At 51.7% G+C, this 2,286-nt stretch carries 4 protein-coding genes; all 4 read right to left on the bottom strand.

The genetic code is table 11. The annotated features are described in order from the left end of the window. The coding region (locus HYU99_09360) for a hypothetical protein (GenBank protein ID MBI2340552.1) at positions 1–314 on the bottom strand (314 nt) is incomplete at its 3' end. A gap of 31 nt (positions 315–345) precedes the next feature. Continuing rightward, entirely contained in the window at positions 346–1,323 is a 978-nt protein-coding gene (locus HYU99_09365; protein ID MBI2340553.1) for an acyl-CoA desaturase, read from the bottom strand. A 67-nt stretch (positions 1,324–1,390) separates the two neighbouring features. Continuing rightward, positions 1,391–1,942: an MMPL family transporter gene (locus tag HYU99_09370; GenBank protein MBI2340554.1), complete on the bottom strand. Its 552-nt coding sequence runs from the start codon at positions 1,940–1,942 to the stop codon at positions 1,391–1,393. Beyond that, positions 1,939–2,286 (bottom strand): hypothetical protein (locus HYU99_09375; protein MBI2340555.1); only part of this gene is annotated, 348 nt, incomplete at its 5' end. The genes HYU99_09375 and HYU99_09370, both read right to left, overlap by 4 nt.

Genomic DNA, 2,286 nt, shown 5'->3' on the forward strand with positions numbered 1-2,286 from the left:
TCAATCCGGTCCTCGTAGAGCGACTCTTTGGACTCGATGTGGCCATTCACCAGATCGAAACTCTCCACCGGCTTGATGTCGTCCCCCTTCCAGCGAAACCATATCCAAAAATCGGCCGTGAACTGATTGTCTTTCAGGCTCAAAGAGGGAATCTGGTTCATATAGACGCCGATATAGACCTCGTGCTGTTTATCGGTCCCATCCTGGGCTTTGGCCTTCGGAAGAAAAAAACCGGCGACCAGATAAAAAAGGATGAATGGAATGATGAATGTTCGGCGCATGAGGATTTTCGCTCCGGATACGGCCAGGATCATAAAAACAAAATTGGAGGGAGGTCAAAGAGAATTATGAAAGCTCCGCCGTTTCTTCCAGCATCTTTCGCATGCCGATCAGACGTGTTTTCAGCGGTATCCAGAATTCTCTTGGGGCCGTTTTCAGTTTTTGTTCCAGCCTTTTTAAATCCATTTCGAGGCGCGCCTTCAAAATGAGGTGCGGCGGCGTCCGATGAGGCTGTTTAACCAGCGGAGTGTGCGAGAGAAGCCAGAGGGCCCACTTGGTGGGATCGTAATGGTGCCAGCGGACGCCGTTTCGATAATCCCCCTGAAAGCGGTGGTGATAATTATGATTGTGTTCGCCGCACAAAAGCGGGGCCAACCACCAGACATCGCGCGCCGAGTTTTCGTCGCTGTAAGGCTGGGCGCCAAACTTGTGGGCCACCGAGTTGATGGTAAAGGTGGTGTGATGCGTGATCACAATCCGCAAAATCCCCGCCCACAACAACATTCCCATCGGCCGACCGATCAAAAGTCCAATCAGCAGAGGAATACCGAAGGCAAGAGGGATGGAAACCCAGATCCAGTATTTGTGTTGTCTCATCACCCATTTGTCTTTGGCCAGATCGGGCACATTGTCCAAGAGGGTTGAGCGGGATTCGGGGTCTTTGGCCAATTGCCAGCCGATATGGGCCCACCAGAATCCTTTTTTGATATTGTACGGGTCTTTGTCGGTATCGACATATCGATGATGAAAACGGTGATCGGAAGCCCACACCAACGCCGACTGCTGAAAGGCGGCGGCGCCGACAATCAGATAAAAAACCTTCAAGATCGGATGGCACTGGAAGGTCTTGTGGGCAAAATAGCGGTGGTAGCCACCCGAAACGACCATCGCGATAATGAAGACATAAACCGCGCAGACTATCGGCTCAAGAGGGTGAACACCGTAGCGGGGAATATAAAAAGCCAGCCCTCCAAAGGCAATGAACACGGTCAGCAAGAGGAACGGCAGGGTAAACCACTGAACTTTTTTAAGAAGGGTAATCAAAACAATTCATTATCTCAATTTTGCTTCCGACCGACAATCCCCTGTCCGGCGGGTTTAATGCGATAAATCAAATAATGGTTACAACCGCCTTAAACGGTTTAAACCACAAAAGGAGGATCGGCGTCAAAAAGATTTCGCAGAGGATGGCCAAAAAGAGGGTAAGCGCCGTCATGCTCCCGAAATAAATGGAGGGGATAAAAGAACCGAGGCACATCACCGAAAATCCCCCCATGAGAATGAGCGAGGTGAAAAGGATGGCGGTTCCCACCGACCGGTTGGCCTGACGGATGGCGCCTCTGTAATCCCCTTCGCGTCTCACCACATCGCCAAAACGGACGAGGTAGTGGATGGTGTCGTCCACGGTGATGCCGACGGTGATCGCCGCAATCATGACCGTGGAAACGTTCAGATGAATCCCCACAAAACCCATCAGCCCCATCGTGTAGAGAATCGGCAGAACATTGGGAATCATGCTTAGCAAACCCACCTTGAAGCTTTTTAAAAAGAACATCATCAGGACCGAAACGACGGCGAAGGCGATCAGAAAGCTGTAAATCTGGCTGACAAGGATGTCGTTGTCCAGGCGGATCCAGAGCGGCCCGTAGCCGGTCAATGTCACGTCGATACCAAGCGGCCTGAAGCGGTTTTCAGCCTCGACGATTTGTACTGGCCGATTTCGGTCTCTCCGGAGCTTTCGGCCAGCAGAAAAAGCTGGGCCACCCCCTCCTTTGTGTCGGGAAGACGGTAGAATTCGCTTTTCCCCTCGTGAAACGCCTGATTCAATTTCTTCAGATAACCCAGAGGACCCTGTACCTTCCGCGTATGTCCGTTTTTGAGCATTGATTGACCAAACCGGTCGATCTCCTCCAAGACGGCGGGATCGCGGGCCACCTCCCAGCCCGGTTTTTGGGAGGAAAAAACAACCTCGTAAGAACCGACGCCGGAGAGATGGCGGTCAAAAAA

This window comes from Deltaproteobacteria bacterium (assembly GCA_016183175.1).
Taxonomy (GTDB): Bacteria; UBA10199; UBA10199; order UBA10199; family SBBF01; genus JACPFC01.